Source organism: Alteromonas macleodii, from assembly GCF_903772925.1.
Lineage (GTDB): Bacteria > Pseudomonadota > Gammaproteobacteria > Enterobacterales > Alteromonadaceae > Alteromonas > Alteromonas macleodii_A.
On record NZ_LR812090.1, the window covers coordinates 3,583,579 to 3,607,142 of the forward strand.

The following is a 23,564-nucleotide window of genomic DNA, read 5'->3' on the forward strand; positions in this document are numbered from 1 at the left end:
CCTTACATACGAATAATTTTTAACCAATATAGCAAACTACTTATATTAGTGGAACCGTAACTTTACGATTTAATAAAAATACAGACAAAAGGCATTTGACAACATAAATCAACAACCTTAAAGCATAATTATTCACTTTAAAAAAGCGAATGAGAACCAATACCATTTGCCACGTTGAAACTTATCATTTTTATCTGCTGATAACATTTTTGTTACAAACCTAAAAGACACACTATAAGCAAATGAATTTAATACATTTATTTGTATTTATGCCAATTCTCTATAAACCTTAAATTTTTAGCGTTTGATTTTATTTTTCAATGTGGGTATTTTGTACGGCCCGCACAGCAATAATGCATAAAAATGCGGAAACGACTGGAATCCTCTAATAATAAATAACGACAAGAAAGGCGCATGCCGCAAGCAATACCGCTCGCAGGCTTAAAAGACGTCTAATAATGTTGTGATACGCAAACCTAGGCGCATCTACACGCAACGCATACCTTGCCCAGTCAAAAGGTTGAAGGAGTTAAGAGATGAGTTTATATAATCCCAATGATTCCCGGGACAACTGTGGGTTTGGCTTAATTGCTCACACTCATGGGGAAGCCAGTCACGAATTGGTAACGACTGCTATTCACGGTTTAGACCGTATGCAGCATCGTGGCGGTATCGCCGCCGACGGGAAAACCGGTGACGGTTGTGGTTTACTACTACAGAAACCGGATGCGTTCTTCCATGCAATCGCCGAAGAAAATGGCTGGAAACTCAGCAAAAAGTACGGCGTGGGCATGATTTTCTTAAGTCAGGACCCAGTACTTGCGCAAGCCGCGCGCGAAGTACTTAATGAAGAACTAGAAAAAGAAACACTTTCAGTAGTGGGTTGGCGCGAAGTGCCTGTCGACCGCTCAGTACTGGGTGAACTAGCGCTTACAGGTGTTCCACAAATCGAACAGGTATTTGTGAACGCACCAGCAGGCTGGAGAAAACGCGACCTTGAGCGTCGTTTGTATATGATCCGCCGCCGCGCTGAAAAACGCCTTGAGAAAGATCCCGATTTTTACGTAGCTTGTTTGTCAGGCTTAGTAACGATCTATAAAGGCTTGGTAATGCCAAAAGACTTACCTGCCTTCTACCACGATCTTGCCGATGAGCGTATGCAAAGCGCAATTTGCGTTTTCCACCAACGCTTCTCAACAAACACATTACCGCGCTGGCCTCTTGCTCAGCCTTTCCGCTTCCTTGCGCACAATGGTGAAATTAACACCATTAAAGGAAACCGCGACTGGGCCATGGCACGTGCTGCTAAATTCGCAACGCCACTTATTCCAGACCTTAAAGATGCAGCTCCTTTCGTTAATACTGAAGGTTCAGACTCATCATCGCTGGATAACATGCTAGAGCTATTCCTAGCCGGCGGTATGGATTTATTCCGTGCTATGCGCTTGCTTGTTCCACCAGCCTATCAAAACAACAAAACCATGGACGATGATCTTCGTGCATTTTACGAGTTTAACTCAATGCACATGGAACCATGGGACGGCCCAGCGGGTATCGTTTTAACTAACGGTCGCCACGTAGCCTGTAACCTTGATAGAAACGGTCTACGTCCTGCACGTTACGTTATCACTAAGAACGGTTTCATTACCCTAGCCTCAGAAGTAGGTATCTGGGATTACGAGCAAGCCGATGTAATTGAAAAAGGCCGTGTAGGCCCAGGTGAAATGCTTGCTGTAGACACATACACAGGCAAAATCTGGCGCTCTACTGAAATTGATGAAGACTTAAAAGCACGTCACCCTTATAAAGAGTGGCTAGACAAGCATATTCGTCGACTTACACCAATTGAAAAGCTTGATGCGTCATTAATTGGTAAACGTGTGTTTGACGACGATGCTATGGCGGTGTATCACAAGCTACACGCCTACAGCTATGAAGAAATTCAACAAGTTGTAAAAGTACTTGCGAAAGACGGTCAAGAAGCCGTTGGCTCTATGGGTGATGACACGCCAATGGCGGTTATGTCATCTCGTCAGCGTACGGTTTACGACTATTTCCGTCAGCAATTTGCACAGGTAACTAACCCGCCAATCGACCCGCTACGTGAAAACCACGTTATGTCGTTGGCAACCTGTATTGGCCGCGAGCAAAACGTATTTAGCGAAACCTCAGGTTACGCCGACCGCGTATTGTTCGACTCGCCAGTACTAATGTATACCGACCTTAAACAATTGCGCGAATTTAACCCAGACAACTACTATTCAGAAGTCGTCGAGCTTCAATATGCACCGCAAGAAGGTTTAAAGAAAGCCATTGAGCGCGTGTGTAACGAAGTAGAGATGCTGGTTAAAAACAAGCGTGCTGCGTTCGTTATTCTGTCTGACAGAAACATTAAGCAAAATCGTTTGGTTATCCCTGCAGCTATGGCAGTTGGTGCGGTACAGCGTCGCCTAGTTGAAAAGTCATTGCGCTGCGATGCTAACGTTGTTGTTGAGACAGCAAGTGCCCGCGATCCACACCATTTTGCGGTGTTGATTGGCTTAGGTGCCACTGCGGTTTACCCATTCCTTGCATATGAAACTATTGAGCAGCTTTGTGAAAAAGGCGAGCTAGATATTTCTCCTATGCAGGCCACGTTGAACTACCGTAAGGGTATCAACAAGGGCTTGTATAAGATCATGTCGAAAATGGGTATTAGTACCGTTGCTAGTTACCGTAGCTCTAAACTGTTTGAAGCAGTGGGTATTAACAACGAAGTGATGAAGCTATGCTTCAAAGGTGTAACCTCACGCATTCAAGGAGCGGGTTTCGATGATTTCCATCAAGACCTTATCAACCTAAACCGTATTGCATGGCTTAAGCGTAAGTCTGTCGATCACGGCGGCTTGCTTAAATACGTTCACGGCGGCGAATATCACGCCTATAACCCAGACGTAGTCAGTACGCTTCAAAAGGCTGTGGTGTCGGGTAACTACGACGACTACCAGCAATATGCCAAGCTTGTTAACGAGCGTGCGCCTGCGCACATTCGCGACTTGCTAGCTATTAACCCTAATTGCGACTCTATTGATATTAGCGAAGTTGAAGCACCGGAAAACTTATTTCCACGCTTCGATACAGCAGCGATGTCAATTGGTGCACTAAGCCCTGAAGCGCACGAAGCACTGGCGATAGCCATGAACCGCTTGGGCGGACAATCTAACTCAGGGGAAGGTGGCGAACACCCTTCTCGCTTTGGAACTGAAAAGAACTCCAAAATTAAACAGGTGGCTTCAGGTCGCTTTGGCGTAACGCCTCACTATTTGGTTAACGCTAACGTTATTCAAATTAAAGTGGCGCAGGGTGCAAAACCGGGTGAAGGTGGTCAGCTTCCAGGCGATAAGGTAAATAAGTACATCGCACAGCTACGTTTCTCTGTGCCGGGTGTAACCCTTATTTCACCGCCTCCGCACCATGATATTTACTCAATTGAAGATTTAGCACAGCTAATTTTCGATTTGAAACAGGTTAATCCAACGGCACTTATATCCGTTAAGCTAGTATCTGAGCCGGGTGTTGGCACCATTGCAACGGGTGTAGCGAAAGCCTATGCCGACCTTATCACCGTTTCAGGTTACGACGGCGGTACAGGTGCAAGTCCGCTAACATCAGTTAAGTATGCGGGTAGCCCATTTGAGCTTGGTTTATCTGAAACTCAGCAAGCGCTTATTGAAAACGGCTTACGTCACAAAGTACGCGTTCAAACCGACGGTGGTTTGAAAACGGGCTTAGACGTAGTGAAAGCCGGTATTCTAGGCGCTGAGAGCTTTGGTTTTGGTACAGGTCCAATGGTGGCTTTAGGCTGTAAATATCTACGTATTTGCCACTTGAACAACTGTGCGACCGGTGTTGCAACGCAGGATCAAAAACTGCGTGACGACCACTTCATTGGCTTACCTGATATGGTAATGAACTACTTCAAGTTTATTGCTCAAGAAGTGCGTGAAATCATGGCGTCTATGGGTATTGCTAAGTTCGACGACCTTGTTGGTCGTACAGAGCTACTTAAAGTTCTAGATGGCATTACCGCTAAGCAAAACCGTTTAGATTTGTCTCCGTTGCTAGCGCAGCCTAAAGCAGGCGACCATACGCGCTTATTCTGCTCACAAACGACTAACGCGCCTGTCGATAAAGGTGAATTGAACGCGCAGATGCTTAAAGACGGCCAGCAAGCGGTTGTTGACGGCAAATCTATTACCCTTAAATACCCAATCCGCAATACGGATCGCTCTGTCGGCGCATTGCTATCAGGTGAAATCGCTAAACACCACGGTAACCACGACTTTGAAGATACACCTATTAAGGTTGAACTTACCGGTACAGCGGGCCAGAGCTTTGGCGTATGGAACGCTGGTGGCCTACATATGCACCTTGAAGGCGATGCCAACGATTACGTAGGTAAAGGGATGACTGGCGGTAAGCTTGTTATCCACCCGCCGCGCGATATCTCGTATGACGCCCACGATAGCGCCATTATGGGTAACACCTGCCTTTACGGCGCAACAGGCGGTAAATTGCTTGCTGCTGGCCGCGCTGGTGAACGTTTTGGCGTACGTAACTCAGGTGCTATCGCAGTAGTGGAAGGCATTGGCGATAACGGCTGTGAATATATGACTGGCGGTATTATTGCCGTACTTGGTCCGGTTGGCGTGAACTTCGGCGCAGGTATGACAGGTGGTTTTGCTTATCTTATGGATGATGGCGACGACCTTGATAACCGTGTAAACGCCGAGCTTGTTGATGTTATGCCTATTGAAGACAAAGCGATTCTTGCTGAGCACTTACGTGGCTTAATTAATCAGCATTACGAAGAAACAGGAAGCGAGCACTCGTTGTCACTGCTTACTGATTTCGCCGCAACGCTGAAACGCTTTAAGCTTATTAAGCCAAAAACCAGTGATGTGAAAAACTTGCTTGGTCACATCAGTCGTTCAAGTGCTGAATTACGCATTCAGGCTCAGTAGGAGGATTTAGTTTATGGCAAAGAACGTATATCAATTTGTCGATGTTGAACGTATCGATCCGCCTAAAAAGCCGATCATGGTACGTAAACAAGAGTTCGCGGAAATCTATCAGCCGCTGAGCCAATCTCAAACCGAAGGCCAAGCGGATCGCTGCTTGGACTGCGGTAACCCGTATTGTGAATGGAAGTGCCCCGTGCACAACTACATTCCTCAGTGGTTAAGCTTGGCAAATGAGGGCCGTATTCTAGAAGCAGCGGAACTTTCTCATAAAACCAACAGCCTGCCGGAAGTATGTGGTCGCGTATGTCCACAAGACAGACTTTGCGAAGGGGCGTGCACGCTGAATGACGATTTTGGTGCGGTAACTATCGGTAGTATTGAAAAGTACATTACTGATACCGCATTCAAAATGGGCTGGCGCCCAGATATGTCTGACGTGGTATGGACCGACAAAAAAGTGGCAATTGTAGGTGCAGGTCCTGCGGGTCTGGCATGTGCTGATATTCTAGTTCGTAACGGCGTTAAACCTGTTGTTTACGATAAATACGAAGAAATTGGTGGCCTGTTAACATTCGGGATCCCGTCTTTCAAGCTAGAGAAAGATGTTATCAAGTTACGCCGCCAAATCTTTACCGAGATGGGTGTTGAGTTCGTACTTAACACTGAGATTGGTAAAGACATACAGTTCCAGGACTTAATCGATAAGTACGACGCCGTTTTCTTAGGCATGGGTACGTACAAGTCAATGCAAGGCGGCTTTGACAACGAACACGTTGAAGGCGTATATGATGCACTTCCTTTCCTTATAGCCAACACCAACCGCGTAATGGGTCTTGAAAAAGATCCTGCTGATTTTGTTGACATGAAAGGCAAGCGTGTTGTTGTGCTAGGTGGTGGTGATACCACCATGGACTGTGTACGCACCTCAATTCGTCAAGAAGCTGCACAAGTAACCTGTGCATATCGTCGTGACGAAGAAAGTATGCCTGGTTCACGCCGCGAAGTGGTTAACGCTAAAGAAGAGGGCGTTGAGTTTAAATTCAACCTACAGCCTCTTGATATAGCCGTTGATGAAAACGGAAAAGCCTGTGGCGTTAAGTTCGTTAAAACCGAAATGGGGCCGCCAGATGTAAATGGTCGTCGCCGTCCTGTTGAAGTAGAAGGTTCTGAACACGTACTTGAAGCAGATGCAGTTATCATCGCATTTGGTTTCCAACCAAGCCCTGCGCCATGGTTTGCCGATTTCGGCATCATGCTTGATGAGAAAGGTCGTGTACGCGCCCCTTCTGCGGGTAAGTTTGCCTTCCAAACTTCACATCCACAAGTTTTTGCTGGTGGTGATATGGTGCGTGGTAGTGACCTAGTTGTTACCGCTATCGACGAAGGCCGTAAGGCTGCCGAAGGTATCATGGATTATATTGGCGTTTAACCTTCGCGAATATTCTCTGTTATTAAAAGCTCGATAGCCTCGCTATCGAGCTTTTTTGTTTTACACGCCCCAGAAGATACGAAAAGCTCTTCTTACATACCTTAATAGACCAAGGTTTAGTTGAAGCAAAAGAATAACGCCTCTAGTATCGTAAAAATAAATAAAGAATATCGCCCACTGGATGAAGAACCTACCTATGAAGCACGTAAACACTTGGACATTTTCACTTTGTTTAGCATTAGCCTCAGCCGCTGGAAGTGCCTGTTTTGCAGACACCCTTTCCGTAGATTCTTCGTTGAAAGCCCAAATTAATGAGAAAAAAAATAACCAGGATGCGACGCCGTCTTTAAGCCAACCTACTATTGTGTCGTGCCCAGCCGAGTTTCAGCAGGTGAAAATCTCTAATGATGCAAGACAGTGCCAAGCCTTTGAAAAAGACACGTCAGCTGTGATGGTTTACCACTCACCACGCACGCCTAACGAAATACTCGGCGTTTATGAAACAGCCCATCCATCGTTAAAGTCTCATTCCCCTGTTAGGGGCCGTACTCTGCTTTCATCAGAAGATAAAACAATAAGAGTCATAATAAGCCCTGATAACGCGGGCTCTCAAGTCGATATTCTGGTCACCTCAAAAACCCACTAGAAACTAGGTTAAGTTTGCTAGCGAAATAGTTCATGTTGGCACCCGCTTTGCAATTTCATCAATAACTACTTCATGACAGCAGTAAGCGTCATTTTTATGACGCCTATGCCGTAAACAGAGTTCATGCCGCTAAGCTATATACACTGGGCTAGGCTGACCTTCAGTTACTCGTGTCATGACTTTTTCTATTGATATTTGCGAGGGTTACGATGGAATTGGCAATTATTTTAATGATGTTACTTATAGTCGTTGCACTAGGTGCCATAAAGTTGTCAGACGGTGGAGTGGCATTTCCATTTAGGCGAAAAGCACAACTGTTCACTCCGGTAGAGCATACTTTTTTAAACCTTATTGAACAGGCCGTGGGTCGAGAGTTTAGAATAGTGTGCCGCGTACGCCTTAATGACCTGGTATCAGTACGTCAATCAGCCAACAAGAAGACAGCAAGCCAAGCACTTAGCAGAGCATCTAGCAGACAACTCGACTTTGTACTGGTCGATAAACAAGATATGAGCCCTGTTATGGCTATCGATTTGGTTCACAGCCAAGGGAAAGAAGGCTATAAAACGCAAAAAGATTGGTTTGTAACGGGCGCTTTAGATGCTGCAGGCCTTCCGCACGCAAGGATTAAAGTTAAATCTGGCTACACGGTTGACGATATTCGCGAGTGCTTAGAAAACAAACTTATTCCTTATCGTCGTTTACAAAATAAAATGGCACAGCTACCTACGCACAACCCAGAACCACCCAAGCGCCCTACCCGTCCAGTACGTTCAAGCAGACCAGCTGCTGCCTGATAGGGTTAATTTAAGCTTCCCCTAGCCTTTGTTACTTTGCTGTTTTCTTACTCTCAAATAGCGGTAACAAAGGCATTTTTCTGTCAGTTTCTCTATTTTCCTTATACAATTAGTGCATTCAACAGCGTATTCACGCGTTAAATTCCCTCAACACCGTCGGTAGAGTTATGAACAAAATTGGTATTTTAGGCGCAATGGATGAAGAAGTTGCGCTACTTAAAGCATCGCTTTGGAATGTAAAAGAGACAAAGTGGAAACACCTTACATTTTATGAAGGCACACTTAACGACATGGAAGTGGTGTTAGTTAAGTGCGGCATTGGTAAAGTGGCAGCTGCTATCGCTACCACTGTATTGATTGAACAGTACGCTCCTGATGCTGTCGTGAATACAGGCTCTGCTGGTGGTTTCGACAAAAACCTGAATATTGGTGACTTAGTTATTGCAAGTCACGTTATTCACCACGACGCCGATTTAACTCATTTTGGTTACAAGCTTGGTCAATGTGCAGGTATGCCTGAAGATTTTCGCTGTGATACCGCATTAATGGAAACAGCGCGTAGTGCAGCTGCAGAGATTTCCTCATTGCAATCGACAACGGGCTTGATTTGCACCGGTGATGCTTTTATCGGGAGCGATGAAGCGGTAGCGGAATTACGTGAAAACTTCCCCGATATGAAAGCGGTGGAAATGGAAGGCGCAGCTATCGGTCAAACCTGCCATATGCTTGATACACCGTTTCTTGTGATTCGCTCGTTATCAGATATTGCTGGAAAAACATCGTCAGTAAGCTTCAAAGAATATTTAGACACTGCTGCTAAGCATTCTGCACAGCTAGTTATGGCCATGATCAAGGCCCTCGCAAAATAATATGACAGAGGTAATTAGCGACCCGCAATATCAGTCGCTATTGGTACTTTGGCTGGCTATTGCCGTAGATGCCTTGTGGCGTTGGCCCCAAAGTACTCACCCCCTAACACTTATGCGCTACCTCGTTTTGCAAATGGGACGTAAGGTAGTGCCATCACGAGACTTCGGTCCATCTCAGCACTACATTTCGGGCTCCTTAGCCGCACTAGTCTTACTTGCGCCCTTAGTAGTTTGTATCACCATTTTAGTATATATGGCCCAGTACCCCGTTTTCTTTGAAGCCATTATTCTTGTCGTGCTGCTCGATTTTGGCTACCAGCGTCAGCAGTATAAAAAAGTGCTGGCAAGTGTTGGCAGAAACAAAAAGTCTCTCGCACGAGAAATGGTCCAGACCATTACCGCACGTCAATGTAACTCTCTGACAGATATTGGTATTGCTAAAGCAGCGATTGAGTCGCTTTGGCTTAAATTTCTTTACCTGTATTGCGGCGTTATTTTTTACTTTGTGGTTGCAGGGCCAATAGGTGCGCTGATCTATCGGTTACTTTTGCTTACATCGTGGCAATGGCACTACCGCACGCCTGGTATGGCACTCTTTGCGAAACCTGTTCGTAAACTGGTTTATTTACTTTCCCTTCCACCCGCTGCTATTGGTGGCCTTATAACTTTGTTAATTAGCCATCCCGTAAAAGGCATTAGCGCTATAAAACGCTCACCAGTAAAAGATAAAACGTCACTGCTTCTGGCACTTATGGGTGGTGTGTTAGATGTAAAATTGGGTGGACCAGCAATTTATGCCAATAAGAAAATTCGATATGCCCGCGTAGGAGGCGTAAATGAGGTTAAGTATTCCCACATGTTAAAAGTTAAAAGCACGGTTACATTAGCTATGATAGCAACTAGTGCACTTGCATCATTAACCCTGTTAGCTATGGCCGTTGCGCTATGAAAACATTACGCGTACTAAGCGCTTTTTCCTTTTTACTGCTGTGCTCAACGCCTATTTTCACGCATGCTAACACAGCAGAAGAGCCTACCCCTGAGCTAAAAAAAGTAACCAACGAAGATCAACTTTCTTCTACCGATTTAACAGCACATTCAAAGGCGAATACTACTGACTTAAAAATAATTAGCCTTGCTCCACACCTTACAGAATGGGCATTTAGTTTAGGTTTAGGTTCAAACCTTGTAGGTGTAAGCGACTACAGTGACTATCCAGAAGCTGCCAAGAATATTCAACGCATAGCCGATTTTCAAGGTGCTGATATTGCGGCAATAGTGGCGTTAGAACCAGATTTAATACTTGCTTGGGATGGAGGTAACAAACCTCAGGATATACATAAACTTTCTTCAATGGGGCTTAATGTATTTACCAGCAAGGTCGGAAATATCACAGATATTGCTGATGAAATAAAAAGGCTTGGCGCACTTACTAATACGCAAAAAAAAGCCACCCAACTCACCAATGACTTTCTTAGCGAGTTAAAAACCCTAAGACTAAAATACGATAACGAGCCACGCAAACCGGTGTTCTACTATTCATGGACGGCGCCACTTATGACTATTGGCCCCCATGCCTGGGGAAATAAACTATTAAATGTTTGCGGGGCGCAAACGCTATTTCACGATAGCCCGATAGATTACCCTCAAGTAGCGGTTAAAGACGTGCTAGTTCGCCAACCTCATGCACTCATTGCCGCCTCCAAGAGTTCACACGAAGAGCTAGAAGTATTCTGGCGCGCTCATCGCGGGTTTCTTGATGCACCGCTTATTGTGGTCGACCCGGATGTCACTAGCCGCTTTTCACTACGATTAATAAATGAACTAAAATCATTATGTGAAGGTATTAAATAAAACGCATAAGCGTTATACTTAAGTCTAAAATATCAGTAAGAAGGTAAGAGCATCTTTTCATGCGGATTGTTGTTGCGGGTTTTCTAGTTGTTGTTAGTGTTGCATTATTTGTTTCGCTTCAGTGCACAGCGAAAGCGACGGCGCAAGCTTCTGTTGCCGCTTCTCCTTATCTTATTGAACGGGTCGCTAACAACGACTGGTTGCTTATTGATGTTCGCTCACCTAAAGAGTTTGCCGATGGTCATATTCCTGGCGCGGTAAATATGCCCCACGAGAACATCAATGAATATCTTAGTGAGTTGGAAGACCATAAAAACAAACCTATCATTATTTACTGCCGTTCTGGCAGAAGAGCTAAACTCGCCATGAAAGTGTTAGAAGAACTCGACTTCTCTGAAGTCATGCATTTAGAAGGCGACATGTTAGGCTGGAGCGCAGCAGGCATGACAGTAGACAGAATGTAGCCTAGCAGCTTGCCCTTAGAAACTCCGCAATGTTCTATAAACCAAGCGCTTAGCTGATAACTGTGTGTAACTCATCCCCTGTGATACACTTCTTTTATTCGACGATTGCATGAAACACCTATGAAAATAGATATTGCTACTCCAGCTATGTTATTTCCGGCAATTTCTTTATTGCTTCTAGCCTATACCAATCGCTTTTTAACCCTCGCGACCATCATCCGAAACTTTTCAAAAGAAGAGAAAGATGACAACACTCAAGCGCAAATAAAAAACCTTCGGTTGCGCATTCAACTGATTAAGCGTATGCAGATAGCCGGGGTGGGCAGCTTTTTTCTTTGTGTGGTCTCAATGCTGGCCATTTATCTCACCTATCAACAAGTGGGAAACTGGGTTTTCGCGGCAAGTTTAGTGTCACTACTGTATTCATTGTGGATGTCGGTAAGAGAGATTTTGATTTCTGTAGAAGCCTTAGATGTTCACCTTGATGGGATGAAAAATGCCCCTCATAAAGAAAAAACATGACGCCAACCACTCACATGAATCATTTAGTTCAAAGCGATATAACTTACGAGCAGTTAGCGCCTGAATTTTTTCAAGGCGTGGTTTCTCTTGGTAATTACGTACATGGTGACAACTACCTCACTAACGAGTTGCTAGCTGACTACTATGCTAAAAGCTTTATTGGCGACATTAATGCTAGTTGGGTAGCACTATACAGAAATAAGGTAGTGGGTTTCAGGCTGACCTTTGCACATACTCAATGGAAAACAGATGAATGGTGCAGCCCTTCTTTGTGGCCGGTAGATTCAAATACAGTGTGCTATTTCAAATGCAATACCGTAGACCCCGCTATGCAGGGTTGTGGAATTGGCAGTATGCTATTAAGCAAGTCAATAGAATGTGCGAAAGCGCAAGGTGCAGAAGCGGGTTTAGCGCATATTTGGTTAGCAAGCCCGGGCAATAGTGCATTTAAATACTTCACCAAAAATGGTGGCCAATTGATAAAGAAACACGCCAACAAATGGCGTTACGCATCTACTCACGAGGGCTATGATTGCCCAGTTTGTGAGGGCTACTGTGAATGCGAAGGTGCGGAAATGCTACTACAATTCTAATGCCCAACTTGACCTAAAAGTTCACAGCCATATTATTCTATGACCTACGATCCTCTTATTTCCCGCGGCGTTTCATCAATGCTTCCCGCGCCCAAAAGCTACTGGCATGCTACGCATAAGGTGCCAACACTGCCGCCTTTAAACAAGAAGGTAAATACCGAATACCTGGTTATCGGGGGTGGCTATACCGGCTTGTCTGCTGCAATTACGCTTGCTCAAGCTAAGCAGGACGTTACGCTACTTGACGCAAACTCACTTGGATTTGGCTGTGCAGGGCGCAATGGCGGTTTTATCCTTTCGGGAAGCGGTAGACTGTCATTAAGCGCTATAGAAGATAAATGGGGACATACAATCGCCACGGGCATGCAGGCCGAGTTTGACGGTGCCGTGGATTTGCTTAAAAAGCGTATTACAGACTTTGATATGCAGGTCGATTTAGTAGAAGGGCCTTATTTAAAATTGGCCCATAACGTCAAGCAAGCCGAGCAACTATACGCCACTGCTAATCGTCTAGCATCAAACTTCAATGTACCAAGCACTCCCCTCTCTTCAAAAGACCTTGCAACCCGTTTTGATATAAACGGGGCTTACGGTGGCGTTGAACTTGAAGGTGCATGTTTACACCCTTTAAAACTGGCAAGTGAATATGCAAGAGTAGCTAAAGAACTTGGCGCCACGCTTTTTTACGACTCTCCTGCCATTCGCATCGAAAAGCAAAAAACAGGGTTCCTTGTCACCACGCCAAGCGGCTCAGTATTAGCTAAGCATATACTCATTGCTACTAACGCCTATACTCCCAAACGCTTTCACGACAGCGTAGACAATAAGCAATTCCCAGTACAGTCGAGCATTTTTGTTACCGCTCCTTTAAATAAGGAACAACGCGCTTCGACCGGGTTGACCACCCCCATGAGCTTTATGGATACGCGGATGATGAAGTATTACTACCGTGTACTGCCAGATGGCAGATTGTTATTTGGCGGTCGTGGGGCAGTAAAAGGCAAAGATGCAGATAACACTTCAGAGAAAAAGCGCTTATACCGCGCTATGGTAAAAAGCTTCCCTTCACTTATCGGTATAGCCATGGATTATTTTTGGAGTGGTTGGGTGAGCGTCTCGCTGGATAGCATGCCACGTATATTCGTAAACAGTGAAGCGAGCAGTAATAACGCAAACCGTTCTGCTTATTCTATCGGTTATGCTATGGGCTATTGTGGTTCAGGGGTTTCCTTTGCCGCCTTTGCCGGTCAGCGCCTCGCTCAACGAATGATGGGCGCAAGCGACGTCGATTTATCTCTTCCAATTTATCAATCGCCACTTAAAACATACCCGTTTCCCAAGGCGAGAAGACTAGCGCTGCACGGTTTATATCAGTGGGCTAAAATTGCAGAGCGTTAGTCTTAGTCAGTTTTTACGGAAGTCTACCGTATTCACCATTGCGCGCTGTTCATTATTTAGGCTATGTTAGTATTCTAAACACTGACGGAGCCACCTCATGTCATACATTGATGCCTTTGCCGTAGCCGTTCCCACAGAAAATAAAGCCTTATACATTGAACACGCCAAACTCGCTGGCGATATTTTTAAAGAGTATGGTGCCACTAAAATTCTTGAAGCTTGGGGTGACGATGTACCCGATGGTGAGATAACCTCTTTTCCTTTAGCGGTAAAAGCCAAAGAAAATGAAACCGTGGTGTTTTCCATTGCGTTTTGGCCATCAAAAGAAGTGCGTGATACCGCATGGCAAAAAGTGATGGAAGACCCCAGAATGCAGGAAAGCGAAAACCCCATGCCGTTTGACGGTAAGCGCCTTATCTATGGCGGCTTCGTCCCTATGTTGGAATTGTAGGCAAAAAAAAGCCCGCTTAAATGAGCGGGCTTTCCAATACTAGCTTAGTGAAGCGTTAAGCTAACGTGATACGGGCAAATTTGCGCTTACCTACTTGATAAACGTTTTCACCTTTTTCAGTAATTACTAGACGGGTGTCTTCTACTTTGTCACCGTTTATTTTAACTGCGCCTTGTTTGATCATGCGCATGGCATCTGACGTTGAACCAACAAGCTTTGCTTCTTTTAATAAATTGCCGATAGCAATTCCTTCTTCGCCTAGCGCTATTTCAAGCTCTGGCATGTCATCAGGGATAGCATTTTTCTGGAAGCGCTGAATAAAGTCTTGGTGCGCGCCTTCAGCGGCAGCATCGTCGTGGAAACGAGCGATAATTTCTTTTGCCAACATGATTTTGATATCACGCGGATTTTCACCGCCTTCAACGCGCGCTTTAAGCTCTGCTATCTCTTCTAACGGACGGAAGCTGATAAGGTCGTAGTAACGCCACATCAAGTCATCAGAGATAGACATCACTTTACCAAACATATCGTTTGGCGCGTCTGTGATACCAATGTAGTTGTTCAAAGACTTTGACATCTTTTGAACGCCGTCTAAACCTTCAAGTAACGGAACCATCACAATTGACTGTTGCTTTTGTCCCTGCTCTTTTTGAAGCTCACGACCCATTAGCAGGTTAAAGCGCTGGTCAGTACCGCCTAGTTCAACATCTGACTCAAGGGCTACAGAGTCCCAACCTTGCACCAACGGATAAAGGAATTCGTGGATAGCGATAGGCTGACCGTTGTTGTAGCGCTTTTTAAAATCATCGCGCTCTAGCATACGAGCCACGGTTTGGCTTGCAGCAAGCTTGATCATGCCCGCCGCACCAAGACCGTCCATCCATTCTGAGTTAAAACGAATTTCTGTTTTATCTTCATCTAGGATCTTGAACACTTGTTCTTGATACGTTTTAGCGTTTTCTAATACCTGTTCTTTACTTAAAGGCTTGCGTGTGACATTTTTACCTGTAGGATCACCAATTAGGCCAGTAAAATCACCAATAAGAAAAACAACTTTATGGCCTAGTTGCTGGAATGTACGCAACTTGTTGATCAACACAGTGTGACCAAGATGTAGATCAGGCGCAGTTGGATCAAAACCCGCTTTAATGGTTAGGGTTTTGCCGGATTTTAGTTTTTCAATTAAATCCTCTTCGGGGAGTATTTCATCGACGCCCCGTTTAATCTCAGCTAGCGCTGTTTGCCAATCTTTCATTTGTTAATCACACTCTACATAACTGTACATTCAATATTGGCGGGCATTTTACGCGTACAACGGAACCATTAAAAGCTTTGCGCGTCAAAAAACGGATTACAAACAGTCATGTTGTTAAACCCAACAGCTTTGAACGCGAAATTAGTGTATTGAATAAAGCTGAACTGAATGTGAGGGGAAAGGGCTTTCGCAAACACGCGGTAAACCCATCCATGGGCGCTCCGCCACCGCTTCCCTGCGGTGGAGGGTTTGCTCCTGCCCTTCCCCTCACATTCAGAGATATTTAGATAGCGCATTATGTAATTGCGAGTTTAAGAGCTATTGGGTGTAACAATTTGCGCTAACAAAAAAATGAGAAAAGTTGCATTTTTAAGCAACGTATGTGAAATAGTGTTGTGCACATAACATTTCTCAGGTGGGCTGTAGTATGAGAAAGAAATTAGACGCTTCTAAAGCGCTACATTTATATAAAAATTTACCTAAGCAACATAGAACCGGCATTGCTATCGCAAGCTTGTTTCTTGGCGGGCTTATCCTTTTGCCGTCGGAGTCTGTAGAGGCTAGCCGTCATCAAGAGGCACATATCTTAGACGCAGGTGTCCGCTACCCTGTAGATCTTAACATTACACCGTCAACCGACGTTTTTTCGAATGAAGAAGAGTCTACTTGGCAAACGTATAAAGTGCGAAGTGGCGATACCCTAGCAAAGCTGTTTAAGCGTGCAGGGTTCACATCGCGCGATGTTTACAACGTGACTCAGGCTGGTGAACTAACAAAAACACTTGTTACTTTATTGCCTGGTGACGAATTATCGTTTAAAGCGAACAAAGACGGTAGCTTCGGCGAGTTAAAGTACAAGCTATCTTCAACGGAAACCCTTTTCGTTCGTCCGGATTCGACTGACGAGAACAGCACTCTTGTCGCTGAATTAGAAAAACGCGATGTAGATATTCGCTACAACTTTGCGCAAGGTGAAATTCACTCAAGCTTTTGGAATGCCGCGAGAGATGCTGGGCTTACCAGCAACCAAATTATGAATTTGGCAGGTATTTTCGGCTGGGACATAGATTTCGCAATGGAAATACGCTCTGGCGATACGTTCAACGTTGTTTTTGAAGAGCAATACGTTGATGGGGAGTTCGTGGGCTACGGCGATATCGTAGCAGCGGAGTTTACTAACCAGGGCGAACAGTTTAGTGCGATCCTTCACGAAGATGGTACTTACTACACCCCGGAAGGTCGTAGTATGCGCAAGAGCTTTTTGCGCGCGCCAGTTAATTTCAGATACGTCAGCTCTAATTTCACTAAAGCACGCTTTCACCCTGTACAAAAACGCTGGAAAGCGCACCGAGGTACCGACTACGTAGCAGCCGTTGGTACACCGATTATGGCCGCCGGCGATGGAAAAGTTATTAAAGCAGGCTATGATAAATATAATGGTCATCATGTATTTATCCAGCACGGTGAGAAATACACCACTAAGTACCTTCACTTTAAAAAACGTGCGGTCAAAGTGGGCGACATCGTTAAACAGGGCCAAACGGTAGGTTACCTTGGAAGTTCTGGCATGGTGACAGGTGCACATCTTCACTATGAATTTTTGGTAGACGGCGTGCATAGAAATCCACGCACTGTAGAGCTACCAAAAGCTTTACCAATAGCAAAGGAAGAGCGAGAAAGATTTATGGAAATTGCAAAACTTCGTCAGCAGCAACTCAATAACAACAAACGTATTATGCTCGCGATGAAATAGTTGCGCTATGGCAAAATATATTGGCTTGATGTCAGGCACAAGCATGGACGGCGTTGACGCCGTTCTATGCGACATCACTGCAACAACATGCGAAACGCTTTCAGCACATACAATCCCCTACCCTAGCGAACTACTTCACGCGCTTAATGATTTATGTAATGAAGGCCCTGACGAGCTCAACACGCTTGGCATTGCAGATAGACTCGTTGCTGAAGCCTTTTCAGAAGTTACTTTAGCGTTACTTGATAAAAACAATCTTGAAGCGTCAGATATCACTGCCATTGGCTCCCATGGTCAAACAGTGCGTCACTACCCCAACTCTGATGTGATGTCTGCCCATTTTTCTAGCCCTTCTATCCGGGGCTTCACTTGTCAGATTGGCGACCCTAACACTATCGCCGTGCTAACCGGCATTGATGTTATCGCCGATTTTAGGCGTAAAGATATTGCGTTGGGCGGACAAGGTGCGCCGCTGGTGCCCGCTTTTCACAATGCGGTCTTCTCCACTGAAAATAAACATCGAGCGCTGGTAAATATTGGCGGCATCGCAAACATTTCATTGCTTGCGCCAAAGCAAGATAAAATACCACCTAGAGGGTTTGATACCGGGCCAGGTAACACCTTGATGGACCAATGGATAAGCCTGCACTTAAATGAAAGTTTCGACAAAGACGGGAAATGGGCCGCGGCAGGGCAATGCCATAAAGGCTTACTAGGCAGGTTTTTATTAGATAACTACTTTTCTTTACCCGCACCTAAGAGTACAGGTAGAGAGCATTTCAATATTGATTGGTTAAGCAACGCCCTTGCTGATTACTTTCCCTCTAGTGCAGACCTGCAAAGCGAAGAAGAAAACAACAATTTAGATCCAGAAGATGTTCAAGCCACTTTGCTAACACTAACCGGCAGCACTATCGCTCAAGAAATCATTAAACACCTACCTAAAATAAGTGATGCCAAGTTACAAAGCGAAGTGATTGTGTGCGGCGGCGGCGCGTTCAATAAAGCGTTAATGTCTTATTTGAACAACGCTTTGAGCGACTATGCCGTAGCGGACAGTTATGCGCTGGGCATACATCCACAGCACGTAGAAGGCGCCGCGTTTGCCTGGTTTGCGTATGCATTTTTAAATGACATTCCGGGTAATGTGCCTGAGGTCACGGGGGCATCCAAATCTACAGTGCTCGGGGCACTATTTAAAAAAGCATAAAAAAGGCCCCTGATGCAATCAAGGGCCCTTTAATATCATTTCCTCAGAAGTATTACTTAGCGATTTCCATTTCCATATCTTTTAATGCGCTCGCATCAATATCTTCCTGAGGTTTAATGCTGCTCTTTTTTGCGCGCATGTCGAAATAACCGTATCCACCTACAAGCAGGAAGCAAATGGCTGGTACAACATAAGATACGACCACCCCTGCGCTATCAATAATTGCAGCTTGGAAAAGTGGCATAATGGCTCCCCCAAGGATAGCCATTACAAGGCCAGCTGCGCCTAGCTTTGTGTCTTCCCCCAACCCTTCTAGCGCAATACCATAAATAGTCGGGAACATTAGCGACAAACAAGCAGAAATTGAAACCAGTGCGATTACACCTGCTAAATTAGGAGACTGTGTCATGAAGATACATAGTGCCATGGCAACCAACGACATAATCATTAATAGCTTAGCAGGATAGAGATACTGCATTGCCCACGTCATTACAAAGCGTGAGATTAAGAATACGATCATGCTGTATTGTAATATTTCACCACCACTCACTTCGTTGCCACCCGTCGCTTGCATTGCATATTGGATGGTGAAGGTCCATACGCACGTTTGTGCTCCGACATTAAAAAACTGAGCCAATACGCCAAACCGATAATGCCTATTGGCTACTAACCGCTTTAGCGAAGCGCCCAACTTAACGTCTTCTACACTAGACTCAACCGATTCTTGAATTGGCGCTTTGATTAGGAATATTGCAACCCAAACCAAAACTAGTACACATGCCATACCTACATAAGGAAGCATTACCGCGTCAAGTTCTGCCCCTATCACGTTTTTAAGCTCGCTTACTGACATGGCAGCACGCTCTTGCGCAGTTGCCTGATTCAGGTTTGGCAATATAAGCGTTGCAGCCAAAAACACACCTAAATTAGTACCAACAGGGTTAAATGCTTGAGCTAAATTTAAACGGCGCGTCGCGCTCTTTTGATTTCCCATCGCCATGACGTAAGGGTTCGCCGACGTTTCAAGAATGGATAAGCCACCGGCTAGTACAAAAAGTGCGGCTAAGAAAAAGCCGTAAGTCATGGTTTGACTGGCTGGATAAAACAGAAATGCCCCAGCAGCGGCACAACCCAAACCAGTCAATACACCTGTTTTATAAGAAAAGCGCTTGTTAATAAAAGCAGCAGGAATGGCTAAGCAAAAATACGCACCATAATAGGCAAATTGAACCAGTGCCGATTGCAAAGACGACATAGTAAATATTTTACTAAATACCTTTACTAAAGGGTCTGTCATGTTCGCAGCGACACCCCATGCAGCAAAGCAAATCGTTAACAATATAAAGGGAATCAATGTGTCTTTGGAAACCAAAGGGGCGTTGTTTTTCATAAGAACGGCCTTTCGCTTGTAAAATATTAGTTAACCAATTTAAGCATCACCCTCTGACGCTGTCAATAAATCAATTTAATTTATTTATTTTAACTTTCGTTAAAAATTAGACTTTATGCGTAGAAAGTCGGAAAAAGAAAAGTATACGTTCTTTTTTTAAGTCACGATTAAAAACAAAAAACCGCATTATTTTCATCAAGTTATGAGCACAAAGAAATTTAAAAAAGAACTCTTCTTGTAGCTAAAAACTTTGAAGCCGCGTGACACTTTTATTAATGAAAAATACATAATTTCGCAAAAAATGTTAAATAAACAAGGTTGATTTAACTTGAAAGGTTAGTTAGATTTCGTTCAAAACAAACTTATGTTAATTCGTTGTAACGTTAGCTAGCGCTGATTTATTTAGTTTCGACAGAACGTTAGTAACAAATGCGTAGATGCCATCAGTCACACGCCCGTAACAAGCTGCGGTTGATAAACAATTTTGATTGAGAGAATAATGATGAAAATACCTACAGTTATCCGTTGCCTTTCTGGATGTAAGACAGGCTTGCAAACAGCGCTCCTCGCAAGCTCCGCCATTGTTGCCGCCACTGCGTCAGCATCACAAAGTAAGTTTCAGGACGCGTTTGACTTTCAAGCAAGTTATACGGGTGAGTCAGCCACTAATATTGACGGTGGTGAACGCAGAGGCAGTGCCTATGCTGGTCAGCTCTTTGTAGGTGGGGAATTAGATTTGAATACGCTAGCGGGCTGGAAAGACACCAAAATCCATATTGCCATGACAAACCGACACGGCAAAAACTTAGCCGAGCACTACATTGGGAACAGTACGTCCGTACAAGAAATCTTTGGCGGACAAAATACCCGTCTTGCACGGTTTACGATTTCTTCCTCGTTTTTAGATGGCGATTTAGAGCTGGAAGGTGGCCGCACAGTAGCGAATATCAGCTTTTTAGGCTCTGAACTTTGTCAGTACTTTCAAACCAATGCTGCTTGTGGGAACCCAACCTTTGTATTTAGAACCAGTAACTTTACTTGGTGGCCGGTTTCAAGTTGGGGTGGCCATGCGAAATACTGGCTTTCGCCAAAAACATACTTTCATACCGGAATCTATGAAGATAACACCAGTCATCAAGACTTAGGCGATCACGGATTCGATTGGGCGACTAATGAGGCTACAGGTGTTGTTGTGCCCTTCACTGTGGGATATCAAACCACGTGGAACAATGATGAACTACCAAGACGCTATGAAATTGGCGGATGGTACGATGGCGCAGACTACACCGACCCTGTCTTTGATGAGGAGGGCAACTATGCGGCGCAGTCGGGCAATGATTACGCTGTTAGAAACGGTCGCTCGGGTATATTCGCACGTTTTGAACAAACTGTTACTCGTCCAAACCCACTAACGAAAGAAGGGTTAACCCTATTCGGTGCCGTGTTAACCGGTACTTCGGGCGAGCTGATTGAAGACTACTATATAAAAGCAGGCTTTGTATTACGAGGCACACTGGCCTCACGCCCTAACGATACCATTGGCTTCGTATTTACCCGTCAACAGTACAGTGACGAAGCGCTAGAGGATCAGCGTATATTAAGAAGCATAAACGGCGGGGTTGGTACACCAGCAAGCAGCCAAACCATGTTAGAGCTAAGTTATGGTTATCAACTCAACGACCACGTAAGGATTCAGCCGAACGTTCACTACATTATCAACCCCGACCAATTCGCACAGCGTGACAGAGCCATGGCACTTGATGATGCGATTGTTCTGGGCCTAAGGTTCGACGTAAACCTGGCGGCTTTGATACTTTAAATCTCCCTGCAATACACTTCATAGCGCCTTCGGGCGCTTTTTTTCAAACCGATGCCATTCCCTGCCGTTGTGTTTAATTAGTTTCAAGGGCAACTTTCTACAAATCCAACTTCTCGCTATCTCTGTATTCACTACTATCTCATAGCGTTTTGAGCACAAATACGCCTAGCGCTTCAACATCAATCTATTCTTCGTTGAATAAGGAATACGAATGACAGACTCAGTACTTTTCAGCTCGTTCGATTGGGCAGGTAATACATTACAAAACCGCATGGTATTGGCACCAATGACAAGAGGAAGGGCAGGCGCCGATCGCATACCCAATAAAATTATGGGCGATCACTATGTTCAGCGTGCAGATGCAGGGCTTATTATCACTGAAGCAACGACCATATCAGAAGAAGGCATTGGTTGGGTTGATACTCCTGGAATTTACACTGACGAGATGGTTGAAGGCTGGCGTTCTATTGTAAACCGCGTTCATGAAGCGGGTGGAAAAATCGTACTTCAACTCTGGCACACCGGGCGCGCATCTCACAGCGACTTTCACAACGGTAGTTTACCTCTTTCAGCATCTGCTATAAAAATTGAAGGCGATGAGATTCACACGCCTAAGGGCAAAAAGCCTTACGAAGTACCGAAAGCAATGACGTTTGACGATATTAAGCGCACCGTAGATGACTACAAGAATGCCGCTATAAACGCTAAGGCGGCAGGGTTTGACGGTGTGGAAGTTCATGCGGCAAATGGCTATCTTATTAACCAATTCTTAGATAGCCGCAGCAACCAGCGTGACGATAATTATGGTGGTAGTGTAGACAACCGATATCGCTTCTTAAGCGAGGTAATGGACGCAGTACTGAGCGTATGGGAAAAAGAGCATGTGGGTGTAAGGTTATCGCCAAATGGCGCATTTAACGACATGGGCGCTGACGACTTTCGAGAAACCTTTACTTATGTGGCGCAGCAGCTAAATAAGCTAGAGATAGGCTATTTACATGTAATGGATGGCCTAGCATTCGGCTTTCATGAGCGTGGTGAAGCCATGACGTTAGCAGAATTCAGGTCCCTTTTTGACGGTATGTTAATGGGTAACTGCGGCTATACAAAAGAAGAAGCGGAACAGCGCTTATCTGACGGTGATGGTGACATGATTGCTTTTGGAAGACCTTGGATCACAAACCCAGATCTACCTACTCGCTTTAAGCACGACTACCCACTGGCATCATTTGATGATCCATCGGCATGGTACGGAGGCGGTGAAGAAGGCTATAACGACTTTGAAACGTACCGGGAAAAAAGCGGAAAAGATGCGATGACATCGCTGACCTAAACGGGCTATGGGCAGAGCAAACCGCTCTGCCCTTGTCTAGCGCCAACTGAACTCTTATCAAGCAGTGGGAATCAAACACTGTGCTCCATGTATTCGCGTCGCTCTTGGTACTACGCCCCAACCAGGCCTAAATTTTGCCTATCCCTATACCTAACCCTTTGCCTAACCCTATGCCTAACTTGTTCCTAACTTGCAAAAAGCTGGTGAAAGCAGAGGTGTGGTTAATTAAACGATTTTGTTCTAGCGGCTAAAACAGCAAGTTTTTCCAAGCACGACATCCACGCGAAGTTGTGCTGATCACACTCTTGCTTGTTTAGAAAGCCCTGTTGGATAAGAACTAGTCTTACGTTGTCTTCTTCAGTTTTTTCGAAGTGAATATCTACGGATGTCATCACCGATTCTTCCATATCATCTTCCCACGCCCAAGAGAACGATAACTGTTCGTTGGCTAAAATTTTCACGTATTCACCGGTCAATGACATTTCAATGCCACTTGGATCCATCATCTTTATACGATAGCGACCGCCTTCTTTGAAATCACTCATAATTTGTGTGACTGAACAATCGCCTGGTGCAAACCACTCTGAAAGATACTCAGGCTCGTGAAATGCTGCAAAAATAAAGGGCAATGATGCATCTAGCGTTACATCAATTTTAAACTCGTGCATAAAGCCGCCTTAGTTATTTTGTGAAGGTAAGGGTCTTAGTGTCTTTTTACTTTATAGCAAAGAAAGTCGCTAATCATCGCTATTAAACTTTGCCACAAATAAAAAATCCC

General features: G+C 44.8%; 19 protein-coding genes. 16 read left to right on the forward strand and 3 right to left on the reverse strand.

Annotated features, from left to right (window positions below; all coding sequences use genetic code 11):
* The first annotated feature begins 536 nt into the window (after positions 1-536).
* The 12 genes from gltB (at position 537) to PCAR9_RS15475 (ending at position 14,026) form a co-directional block, all read left to right on the forward strand.
* Positions 537-5,003, forward strand: coding sequence for a glutamate synthase large subunit (gene gltB / locus PCAR9_RS15420; RefSeq protein WP_179984375.1), 4,467 nt, complete (start codon positions 537-539; stop codon positions 5,001-5,003).
* A 13-nt stretch (positions 5,004-5,016) separates the two neighbouring features.
* Positions 5,017-6,432, forward strand: a complete 1,416-nt coding sequence (locus tag PCAR9_RS15425; RefSeq protein ID WP_012519580.1) for a glutamate synthase small subunit GltD family protein — start codon at positions 5,017-5,019, stop codon at positions 6,430-6,432.
* Positions 6,433-6,628: 196 nt separating this feature from the next.
* On the forward strand, positions 6,629-7,078 hold the full coding sequence (locus PCAR9_RS15430; protein ID WP_179984376.1) for a hypothetical protein: 450 nt from the start codon (positions 6,629-6,631) through the stop codon (positions 7,076-7,078).
* Between the two features lie 209 nt (positions 7,079-7,287).
* Positions 7,288-7,875 carry a DUF2726 domain-containing protein gene (locus tag PCAR9_RS15435; protein WP_179984377.1) on the forward strand — a complete coding sequence of 196 codons (588 nt, stop codon included), beginning with the start codon at positions 7,288-7,290 and terminating at the stop codon, positions 7,873-7,875.
* Positions 7,876-8,042: 167 nt separating this feature from the next.
* Positions 8,043-8,744, forward strand: coding sequence for a 5'-methylthioadenosine/adenosylhomocysteine nucleosidase (locus PCAR9_RS15440; protein WP_179984378.1), 702 nt, complete (start codon positions 8,043-8,045; stop codon positions 8,742-8,744).
* 1 nt (position 8,745) lies between these two features.
* On the forward strand, positions 8,746-9,693 hold the full coding sequence (locus PCAR9_RS15445) for a cobalamin biosynthesis protein CobD/CbiB (protein WP_179984379.1): 948 nt from the start codon (positions 8,746-8,748) through the stop codon (positions 9,691-9,693).
* On the forward strand, positions 9,690-10,598 hold the full coding sequence (locus tag PCAR9_RS15450) for a cobalamin-binding protein (protein ID WP_179984380.1): 909 nt from the start codon (positions 9,690-9,692) through the stop codon (positions 10,596-10,598). Before PCAR9_RS15445 ends, PCAR9_RS15450 begins: the two co-directional genes overlap by 4 nt.
* A 59-nt stretch (positions 10,599-10,657) precedes the next feature.
* Complete coding sequence (locus tag PCAR9_RS15455; protein WP_179984381.1) at positions 10,658-11,062, forward strand: rhodanese-like domain-containing protein; 405 nt, start codon at positions 10,658-10,660, stop codon at positions 11,060-11,062.
* Between the two features lie 120 nt (positions 11,063-11,182).
* Positions 11,183-11,584 (forward strand): DUF2721 domain-containing protein, encoded by a 402-nt coding sequence (locus PCAR9_RS15460; RefSeq protein ID WP_071952535.1) that lies wholly within the window; start codon positions 11,183-11,185, stop codon positions 11,582-11,584.
* Complete coding sequence (locus tag PCAR9_RS15465) at positions 11,581-12,177, forward strand: GNAT family N-acetyltransferase (protein ID WP_179984382.1); 597 nt, start codon at positions 11,581-11,583, stop codon at positions 12,175-12,177. The genes PCAR9_RS15460 and PCAR9_RS15465 overlap by 4 nt, the downstream gene beginning before the upstream one ends.
* Positions 12,178-12,216: 39 nt before the next feature.
* Positions 12,217-13,575 carry an NAD(P)/FAD-dependent oxidoreductase gene (locus PCAR9_RS15470; protein ID WP_179984383.1) on the forward strand — a complete coding sequence of 453 codons (1,359 nt, stop codon included), beginning with the start codon at positions 12,217-12,219 and terminating at the stop codon, positions 13,573-13,575.
* A gap of 97 nt (positions 13,576-13,672) precedes the next feature.
* Positions 13,673-14,026: a DUF1428 domain-containing protein gene (locus PCAR9_RS15475; protein WP_071969533.1), complete on the forward strand. Its 354-nt coding sequence runs from the start codon at positions 13,673-13,675 to the stop codon at positions 14,024-14,026.
* A 55-nt stretch (positions 14,027-14,081) separates the two neighbouring features.
* Here PCAR9_RS15475 and tyrS read toward each other — a convergent pair whose 3' ends face one another.
* On the reverse strand, positions 14,082-15,281 hold the full coding sequence (tyrS, locus tag PCAR9_RS15480; RefSeq protein ID WP_179984384.1) for a tyrosine--tRNA ligase: 1,200 nt from the start codon (positions 15,279-15,281) through the stop codon (positions 14,082-14,084).
* A gap of 427 nt (positions 15,282-15,708) precedes the next feature.
* Here tyrS and PCAR9_RS15485 point away from each other — a divergent pair, with 427 nt between their 5' ends.
* Together PCAR9_RS15485 and PCAR9_RS15490 are read left to right on the forward strand one after the other, a co-directional pair.
* On the forward strand, positions 15,709-17,034 hold the full coding sequence (locus tag PCAR9_RS15485) for an OapA family protein (protein WP_179984385.1): 1,326 nt from the start codon (positions 15,709-15,711) through the stop codon (positions 17,032-17,034).
* Positions 17,035-17,041: 7 nt separating this feature from the next.
* Positions 17,042-18,244, forward strand: a complete 1,203-nt coding sequence (locus PCAR9_RS15490) for an anhydro-N-acetylmuramic acid kinase (protein WP_179984386.1) — start codon at positions 17,042-17,044, stop codon at positions 18,242-18,244.
* A 52-nt stretch (positions 18,245-18,296) separates the two neighbouring features.
* Here PCAR9_RS15490 and fucP read toward each other — a convergent pair whose 3' ends face one another.
* Positions 18,297-19,634 carry an L-fucose:H+ symporter permease gene (gene fucP / locus PCAR9_RS15495; protein ID WP_179984387.1) on the reverse strand — a complete coding sequence of 446 codons (1,338 nt, stop codon included), beginning with the start codon at positions 19,632-19,634 and terminating at the stop codon, positions 18,297-18,299.
* A 502-nt stretch (positions 19,635-20,136) separates the two neighbouring features.
* On the opposite strand from fucP, the gene PCAR9_RS15500 reads away from it, so the two are divergent.
* The gene (locus tag PCAR9_RS15500) at positions 20,137-21,453 is read left to right on the forward strand and encodes a carbohydrate porin (protein WP_179985256.1); all 1,317 of its coding nucleotides are present in this window, start codon (positions 20,137-20,139) and stop codon (positions 21,451-21,453) included.
* Between the two features lie 211 nt (positions 21,454-21,664).
* On the forward strand, positions 21,665-22,786 hold the full coding sequence (locus PCAR9_RS15505) for an alkene reductase (RefSeq protein ID WP_179984388.1): 1,122 nt from the start codon (positions 21,665-21,667) through the stop codon (positions 22,784-22,786).
* Between the two features lie 221 nt (positions 22,787-23,007).
* Here PCAR9_RS15505 and PCAR9_RS15510 read toward each other — a convergent pair whose 3' ends face one another.
* Positions 23,008-23,454 carry an SRPBCC family protein gene (locus tag PCAR9_RS15510; RefSeq protein ID WP_179984389.1) on the reverse strand — a complete coding sequence of 149 codons (447 nt, stop codon included), beginning with the start codon at positions 23,452-23,454 and terminating at the stop codon, positions 23,008-23,010.
* Positions 23,455-23,564 lie beyond the last annotated feature (110 nt).